Raw genomic sequence first — 8,595 nt, 5'->3', positions numbered from 1 at the left:
GAGCCGGGTGTAGGTGTCACCGTTGCGCAGGTGGGCCAGGGCGAGCAGTGCCTGTCGGCCCGGGTCGAGCCGCCGCCACCGGGATCGGTGCTGGCCGTCCGGGCCTGCGCCGCGTGGGTGTAGTCCACCGAACTCCCGCCCGACGCATAGACCGGGCGTCGGGCGGGAGTTCGGCTGTGGCGCTAGCGGTCGATGTTCAGGCCGCCCAGTTCGGCGGCGTTGACGAAGTCGGCGTAGGCGGTGTTGAGCAGCTGCATGGCCTTGTCGACGAGTTCGGGTGATCCGCCTGCGTTGGCCTCCTGCAGCACGGCGAGTCCCTCCGTCAGGTGGCTGGCGAGGTTGGCCAGTGGTTGGTTCTCGGCCCGGACGACTTCTTCCTTCTCGTCCGAGTAGTAGCCGACGGGGCTGAACCGCAAGGACTGCTTTTCAGTCAGTTCGACGGCCTTGCGGAAGCTGGCCTGCGCCGCCTCCTGGTAGCGGCGGGCTTCTTCAGGGCTTTCGGTGGTGTGGGCGCGACCGAGGTTCTGCATCCCGGCCATGACCATGCCGTACAGCATCCGTTCCCGGTCGAGGGGGAGATCCACCTTCGGGACTCCGAGCACTGGCCCGAAGCAGCGAGGGCAGATCACGATGGGACCAAATCCGAGGTCCACGTATTCCTTCAACCGCCAGAGTGGGTCCTTGTCCAAAAAGTCCCTGACGAACACAAAGGGAATCTCGAACTTGATCTGCAGCCCTGGGATGTAGAGAAGCCGGTTCGGCGACTCGGGGCCCGCGTTGGTCACCACATCTGGGGTGGCATCTTTGATCAGCTGATCCTTGACCTGGGCGGGTGTCCAGGACGGGTGGCTGTGCAACAGCATCGCGGCGGCCCCGGCGACGTGCGGCGAGGCCATCGAGGTGCCGCTGATCGTGTTGGTAGCGGTGTCGCTGGTGGCCCAGGCGGAGGTGATGTCCGAGCCGGGCGCGAAGATGTCCACGCACTTGCCATAGTTGGAGAACGAAGGACGAGCGTCCTTGTTGGTGGTGGCCGCGACGGTGATCACTTCGTTCACCCGCGCCGGCGAGACGTCGCAGGCTTCCCTGTAGTCGTTGCCCGCAGCGACCACGTAGGTGACGCCGGAGTTGATCGAGTTGGTCACTGCGGTGTCGAGCGTGAGGCTGCCGCCGAGAACGCGGAGGCTCATGTTGGCCACGGCCGGGCTGACGTGCTTCTTGGTGACCCAGTCGACACCGGCGATGACGCCAGCCACCGTGCCATTGCCCGCGCAGTCAAACACGCGAACCGCATGGAGCGTGACTTCTTTGGCCACTCCGTGGTTGGTGCCGCCGATGGTGCCGGCCACGTGCGTGCCGTGCCCGTCGCAGTCATTCGCGTCGCCACCCGGCGTGATCGCGTCAAACCCCGTTACGGCGCGATTGTCGAAATCGGTGTGGCGTAGCCGGATGCCGCTGTCGATGACGTAGACATTTACGGTGCTGGCCTTGTTCGGGTAATGGTAGACGGAGTCAAGCGGAAGCTTGCGCTGGTCGATGCGGTCCAGCCCCCAGGATGGGGGGTTGTGCTGGACTCCCTGCACCGACACAGTATGGTTCTGCTGCACCCAGTCGACCGCCGGGTTGGCGGCCAGCCGGCGGGCCGCCGACTGGCTCAGCGAAACCTCGAAACCGCGCAGTGCCGCGTCATAGACAAAGCCGGCCTTGCCGCCGTGCGTGCGCGCCATATCCCGCGCCTTGTCGGCGACTTGCGCGCGGGTGACCATGTCTTTCTTCAGAACGACAATGTAGCTGTCCTTTACCGCGGTAGGGCCGCCCGCCTGGACGATTTCACCCTCAGGCTGCGCGGCCGCAGCGGGGCCCGTAGCGGAGAGGGCGAGTGCCGTCGCCAGTAGCCCCACTGCGGCTAGCCGGTAACGGTAGCTCCGTGTTGTCATCTGCATTCCCTTCCTGCAAGTTGCAATGCAGACAACGCTATCTATTGAAACTAGTAAATCAAGTGGCGGGAATCTGCCATTGACTCCAGTCTGGTGCTGCGCTAGCCTCGATGACCCTCGGCTGGCCCTCCACCTGCCCAGCGAGCTGTTTTCAACCCGATTAGCGCTACTCCTCGACGAGTTGAAGGACGGGGTGCCCGCGGCTTCCTCATCTCGCTGACGGGGCGAAGCGGCGCTGGCCCGCGTTCGCCCGGGCCCACACCGGCGGGCCTGCCGAACCGTGAATGGGCTTCGGCCATGGGCCTGTCGGGAAGCCGACGAAGTCACCAGGGACATGCTGGCCTTTCCCGCCTATGGTGGATTGCTCCGCCCACCGATGGACCGGCTATCGTGCCGGCTCAGGGCCTAAATCCGAGGTAGACGAGGAGCCGGTGCATGGTCGCGGCACGCGAGACGACACTGCAGGAGTTGCTGGAGGGCTCGAAGCAGTATCAGGTGCCGCTCTACCAGCGCACATACTCGTGGACCAAGTCGCAACTCGCCCGGCTCTGGGACGACATCCTGAAGCTGGCCGAGGACCGGGTCGACGACGCGAACGCCACCCACTTCATCGGTTCCCTCGTGCTCGCACCCAGCCCCAACAACGGCCCCACAGGGGTCGCGGAGTATCTGGTGGTGGACGGGCAGCAGCGCCTCACCACCCTGACCATCCTGCTCTGCGCCATCCGCGACCACCGTGCCCAGCACGAGGGCCCGATGCATCGCGAGCGGCTCAACCAGCAGTACCTGACCAACCCGTGGAAGCCGGAATCGCAGCGGCTGAAGCTGGTGCCCACCCAGGCCGACCGGGCCGCCTACCTGGCCTGCCTCGACTCGACCCCGGAGGCCGGGGGCGCCGACCCGGTGGGCGCGGCGTACCGGTTCTTCGTCGCGCAGCTGGCCGCCGCCGACGACCCGGACGACCCGCTCGACATCGAGCGCATCGAGAACGCCGTCATCGCCGGCCTCGCGTTGGTGTCCGTCACCGCCCAGCACGGCGACAACGTGCATCGCATCTTCGAGTCGCTCAACAACACCGGACTCAAGCTCACCCAGGCCGACCTGCTGCGCAACTACCTGTTCATGCGGCTGCCCACCCGGGGTCAGACCGTCTACCAGTCGCTGTGGCTGCCGCTGCAGAAGCGGCTCACCTCGGAGCAGCTGGAGCTGCTGTTCTGGCTCGACCTGGTGCACCGCGACCAGCGGGTCAAGCAGACTGACGTCTACTCGGCCCAGCAGGCCCGGCTGAACCAGCTGCGCTCCGAGGAGGCGATCGAGGCGGAGGTCAAGCGGTTCAGCCGCCTCGGCGCGCTGCTCCGGGTCATCCTGCACCCCGCCGAGGAGCAGGACCCGGGCGTACGTCGGCGGCTGGAGCGGCTCGGCGCCTGGGGCACGACCACGGTGTACCCGCTCCTGCTGCACCTGCTCGACCGGTGTGACCAGGGCAGCGCGACCTCTGAGCAGGTCGCCTCGGCGATGCTGTACGTGGAGAGCTTCTTCGTGCGGCGCCTCCTGACCGGCCGTCCCACCAACAACCTCAACCGGATCCTGCTTGCCGTCGTCACCGAGATGGACAAGGACCTGCCGGTGGACCAGGCTGTGCGGAGCTACCTGTCGATCGGGCGCAAGTACTACTCCAATGACGCCAGCGTGCGGTCCGCGGTGCGGTCGGTCCCCTACTACTTCAACGGCCGCAGGCACCAGCAGAAGCTGATTCTCCAGTGGTTGGAGGAGTCGTACGGCAGCAAGGAGCCGGTGGCGCTGGATTCCCTGACCATCGAGCACGTCTTGCCGCAGACCCCGACAGCGGAGTGGCAGCAGATGCTTGCCGCCGACCTCGGGCCGGAGGAGAACTTCCGCGAGGCGCACGAAGCCCTGGTCCACACGCTGGGGAACCTCACCCTCACCGGTTACAACTCCGAGATGAGTAACAACTCCTTCCCGGTCAAGCGCCTCCAGCTTGCCAAGAGTGGGATCGTGCTCAATCAGGAGATCGCTGCGCAGGAGCGCTGGGGACGGTCGCAGATCCACGCCCGGGCCGACGTCCTCGCGGAGCGCATCGTCGCCAACTGGCCGGGGCCCACTGCACAGGCAGCGGACCAGTCGGAGGTGCCATGGGACGTCATGACCAAAGCCCTCGCCGAGCTGCCCGCCGGCTCCTGGACCACGTACGGGGACCTTGCCGCCCTCATCGGCAGCCACCCTGTGCCGGTGGGTGCCCGGCTCGCCAGCCATCCGGCCCCGAACGCACACAGAGTCTTGCAGGTCGAGGGCACCGTCTCGCCCGGCTTCAAGTGGTCCGACCCTGACCGTAAGGACGACCCGCGCGACCTGCTGCGCGCCGAGGGCGTGAAATTCGACGAGTACGGCCGGGCCGACCAGGCGCAGCGCCTCAGCACCGAGGAGTTGGCGCAGCTAGCCGGGGTGACGCCGGAGGAGGTGCCCGAGCGGCTGCCGCGACCCCGGTCGGACCAGGACGTCGACTACGCCGCCCGGTTCACCGAGCAGCTCACCGCCCTCCAGGGGCCGACGGTCGCCACCGCCGTGCACGTCGTGCTCGACGCGTGGACGTCGATGGGCGGCACCCTGCTGTACGGCACCGGCGGGGAATCCTCCTGCTTCCTGATGGCGCGCGGCAGGCGGCACGAACTCGGGGACATCTGGCCGGCGGCGATCTACCCGAGCGGAAAGTTCGAGGTGGTGTTCCAGCACCTGAGCGTCCGTACGCCGTTCGACGACGTCACCCTGCGGGAGGAGTTGCGCCAGCGGTTGAACCAGTTGCCGGGCGTGGACATCGCCCCCGCGAAGATCGCTCTTCGTCCGGGCTTCCCCCTGACGGTCCTCGCCGATGCCGACGCCCGGGAGGCACTGCTCGACCACCTGCGCTGGTTCCACGACCAGGCGCAGACGCTCGCAGGGGACACCCTCGCCATGGACTAGCCTCCGCCATCCCCCCACCCCCGGAAGGTCGCCCCGTGCCCCAGCTCGCCTTCGCCAACACGTTCTGGCAGAGCTACGACGTCCTGGAAAAGCCGGTCAAGGCCGGCGTACGCAAGGCGATGGAGAAGTTCCAACAGCTCACCGTCGCCGAGCTGCACGCCGACAAGGGCCTGCACCTGGAGTCGGTGCACAACGCCCGGGACCCGCGGATGCGGACCATCCGGATCAACGACTTCTGGCGCGGTGTGGTCCTCGCACCCGACGACGGCAGCGACACCTTCCTGCTGCTCAACGTCGTGCCGCACGACGACGCGTACACCTGGGCCGCGAAGCGGCTCTACACCGTCAACACGGCGACGCGAGCCCTGGAGGTCCGCAACGCAGTCGCCATTGAGCAGCTCACGCCGGCGCTGGAGAAGGCGGCGGCGCAGGCGCCGACGCTGCTCTTCGCCCGCCACTCGGACACCGTGCTGCGGCACCTCGGCATCGACGACCAGGTGCTACGGGCGGTCCGCACGATTATCGACAAGCCGCAACTGGAGGCGTTCGGCACGCTGCTGCCGGAGGACCAGTTCGAGGTGTTGCAGTATCTCGCCGAGGGCTTCTCACCCGACGAGGTCTACCGTGACCTCGTCGCCGAGCGTCGGCCGGCCGACGCTACGCCCGAGCCGAGCGAGAGCCTGGCGATGGCGATCGCGAACACCACCAACCGCATCACCCTGGTCGCCCGGCCCGACGAACTCGCCGAGATCCTGGACAAACCGTTCGCCGCCTGGCGGGTGTTCCTGCACCCGTCGCAGCGGCGGGTCGCGTACCGGGTCTCCTACCAGGGGCCGGCACAGGTGACCGGCGGGCCGGGCACCGGGAAGACGGTGGCGGCGTTGCACCGGGTCAAGCACCTGCTCTCCCGTACGCCCGATGCTCGGGTGCTGCTCACCACGTACACCAACGCCCTGGCCGCGACCCTTCGGGAGCACCTGGCGCTACTCCTCGACGACGAGAAGCAGCTGGCGCGGGTGGAGGTGACCACGGTGAACGCCTTCGCCAACCGCACCATACGCACCCTCGCCGGCCGAGTGCCGACCCCGATCGGAGACGCCGACGAGCGGCAGGTCTGGCGACGGGTGTGCCGCAAGCTGACCCTGCCCTGGACCGAGCAGTTCCTGGCCCAGGAGTTCCGGCACGTCATCCTCGCCCAAGACATACCCAGCCGGGATGCCTATCGCGCGGCCAGCCGGCGCGGCAGGGGGTCGGCACTGGGCACGCGGCAGCGCGACCGGCTCTGGGACGCCGTCGAAATGTTCCAGGCCGAGCTGTCCGCGGCCACCACCGCTACCCACCTGCAGATCTGCGCCCGAGCGGCGCAGCTGCTCGCCGACGCCGACCTCACCGTCCACGGGTACGACCACGTCGTGGTCGACGAGGCGCAGGACCTGCACCCGGCACAGTGGCGGGTGTTGCGGGCCTCGGTGGCGCCCGGCCCGGACGATCTGTTCATCACCGGCGACCCGCACCAGCGCATCTACGACTCGCGGGTGTCGCTCAGCGCCCTCGGCATCTCCGTCACCGGGCGCAGCAGCCGGCTGCGCATCAACTACCGCAGCACCGAGGAGATCCTCTCCTGGTCCACCCGGGTGCTCCTCGGCTCGCGAGTCGGCGACCTCGGCGGCGACGGCGAGGACAGCCTCACCGGCTACCGGTCGCTGCTGCACGGCAAGCGACCGCAGGCGCAGGGGCACCCGACGCCGCAGGCCGAGGTCGCGGCGCTCGTCAAGCAGGTGGGCGAGTGGCTGGAGCAGGGCGTCGGGCCGAGCGAGGTCGCGGTCTGCGCGCGGTTCAACACGACGCTCAACACGGTGTACGACGAGTTGGCCGGTGCCGGCATCCCGGCCGTGCGGGTGCGGGACCAGCCGGGTGCGGACGTCGAAGGGGTGCGGCTCGCCACGATGCACGCGATGAAGGGCCTGGAGTTCCGCTGCGTCGCGGTGGTGGGGGTCACGGCCAAGGCCGTTCCCTTCGCCAAGGAGGTCACGCCGAGCGAGGTCGATCAGGTCCAGCACGACAGCGACCTGCTCAGGGAGCGCTGCCTGCTCTTCGTCGCCAGCACCCGCGCCCGAGAAGCGCTGTACGCGTCGTGGAGCGGCGAGCCAAGCCCGTTCCTGTCGTTCGTCTCCGGCAGCCAGCCCAGCTGATCCAAGGAGAAGCATGACCCAGCCCCTGAACCTCGCCGAGATCCTGGCCGTGCTGGATGATCCTCGCTCAGTACCCGACCTTCAGCGCTACTTCCTTGCCAGTGGCGATGCGGCATTCACGGGTGGGCATTTCGAACGACTCGGCGGCGGCGGTTGCCGCCCCGAGGTTGCGAACACCATCACCGCCGAGGGCCTGATCGCGGTGGAACTGCTCAGCGTGAGGGTGACTCCGCGGACGGCGCTTGACCTGTTGCAGGGCCGGCGCGGCAGGTACATCGCAGCGGAACTCGGCAAAATCCCGACCGGCATCGATCTGGGCACCGACGCGGCACGACCGCTGATCGTCGAGGACGGTCCCGCCGACCGTGCCTGGCATTTGCTGCGCCAGGCGACCGGTATCGACTGCGTTATCGCCGGCAAGCTTCTTGCCCGCAAGCGTCCGAAGCTGATCCCGGTCTACGACCGCGTGGTGTCCTGCGCCCTCGGCACCGGGACCGGCTTTTGGAAGTGGCTGCACGGCAAGCTCCGGCAGGATGGCGACGTCCTGGCGCAGCGTCTCGACGCCCTGCACGCGAAGGGCGTCCTGCCGGAGGCGGTCAGCCGACTGCGCGTCCTCGACGTCGTGTTCTGGATACGGCACCGAGACGGCCATGGCGGTAACGCGTGCCCCGGGCTGCGGATGCCCTGACCTCAGACAACAAACTGTGGGGAGTGAAGAGGCCATCGCGGCCGGTGCGGACCGGACCGCTACCCGGGATCGTGCCGCCGAAGACGAATGACAAGCCAAGTGGGAAGAGCCGACCGGGCCGCTGAACGCGTCTGTGCCAACTGCGGCGAAGCCGTCCACGGCCGGGCGAACTCGCGCCATCGCGGCCCGGACCGCCGAGCCGCACGGGCGTCGGCGGCTGCCGTACCGGTACGCGTCGCGGCGCGGCAACTCGGGGCCCTGACCTACGTCATAGCCAGTTAACGATCGCGAGGGCGATCACCGCGGCGATGGCGCCGAGCCCGCCGATGATCGCGAAGCCCATGGCAACCTTCACGCTGGCGGGCTGAGCCTCCCGCCAGCCCAGCTCCCCGGCCGCACCCCGGATCAGGCGGTGGCCCTCTGCAGACGAGAAGGTGTACTGATCGGAGCCGTCCAAGGCCCGGTGCGAAACGACGGACACGCTCCGGCCGACGGATACCGTCTTCCCCAGCCGCAACCCGCCCAGGCCCGCCTCGTACTCGACGGTGCGGACGACATCCGTCATCGTGAAAACCTTCTGCTCGGGGCGCAGCGCGACGCGGTAGGTGTGCACCTGGGTGATCCGGCGACGGGTCAGCAGCACCCGCCACTGTGGGACGTTGACGTCCACGATCAGGTCGAATCCCCGCTTCGTCCGGCACATCCGATACGGAGTGTCCACGGTGGCGGCCTCGACGCTGGCGTACAACTCATCGACGACGCCTGTGCTGTTGATCTCCATCACGGGCACGTAGGGTAACAG

General features: G+C 68.2%; 5 protein-coding genes and 1 pseudogene. 3 read left to right on the top strand and 3 right to left on the bottom strand.

The annotated features are described in order from the left end of the window. Nucleotides 1–93: pseudogene (locus AB0C02_RS13330) on the bottom strand (IS5/IS1182 family transposase); the annotation flags it as partial. A gap of 89 nt (nucleotides 94–182) precedes the next feature. Next, entirely contained in the window at nucleotides 183–1,934 is a 1,752-nt protein-coding gene (locus tag AB0C02_RS13325; protein WP_357547734.1) for a S8 family serine peptidase, read from the bottom strand. 435 nt (nucleotides 1,935–2,369) lie between these two features. Here AB0C02_RS13325 and AB0C02_RS13320 point away from each other — a divergent pair, with 435 nt between their 5' ends. Genes AB0C02_RS13320 through AB0C02_RS13310 form a run of 3 tightly spaced genes read left to right on the top strand, consistent with a single transcriptional unit; the run spans nucleotide 2,370 to nucleotide 7,793 of the window. Then, nucleotides 2,370–4,913: a DUF262 domain-containing protein gene (locus AB0C02_RS13320; protein WP_357547733.1), complete on the top strand. Its 2,544-nt coding sequence runs from the start codon at nucleotides 2,370–2,372 to the stop codon at nucleotides 4,911–4,913. A 35-nt stretch (nucleotides 4,914–4,948) separates the two neighbouring features. Then, nucleotides 4,949–7,105, top strand: a complete 2,157-nt coding sequence (locus AB0C02_RS13315; RefSeq protein ID WP_357547732.1) for a UvrD-helicase domain-containing protein — start codon at nucleotides 4,949–4,951, stop codon at nucleotides 7,103–7,105. A gap of 13 nt (nucleotides 7,106–7,118) precedes the next feature. After that, nucleotides 7,119–7,793 carry a DUF6308 family protein gene (locus AB0C02_RS13310; protein ID WP_357547731.1) on the top strand — a complete coding sequence of 225 codons (675 nt, stop codon included), beginning with the start codon at nucleotides 7,119–7,121 and terminating at the stop codon, nucleotides 7,791–7,793. A 268-nt stretch (nucleotides 7,794–8,061) separates the two neighbouring features. Here AB0C02_RS13310 and AB0C02_RS13305 read toward each other — a convergent pair whose 3' ends face one another. Beyond that, nucleotides 8,062–8,577 (bottom strand): hypothetical protein, encoded by a 516-nt coding sequence (locus AB0C02_RS13305; RefSeq protein ID WP_357547730.1) that lies wholly within the window; start codon nucleotides 8,575–8,577, stop codon nucleotides 8,062–8,064. Nucleotides 8,578–8,595: the final 18 nt, after the last annotated feature.

The sequence above is a fragment of the Micromonospora sp. NPDC048999 genome, from assembly GCF_040649295.1.
In the GTDB taxonomy this organism is placed as follows: domain Bacteria; phylum Actinomycetota; class Actinomycetes; order Mycobacteriales; family Micromonosporaceae; genus Micromonospora.
The sequence above is the reverse complement of the archived record's forward strand: the minus strand, read 5'-3'. Positions and strand labels throughout refer to the sequence as shown.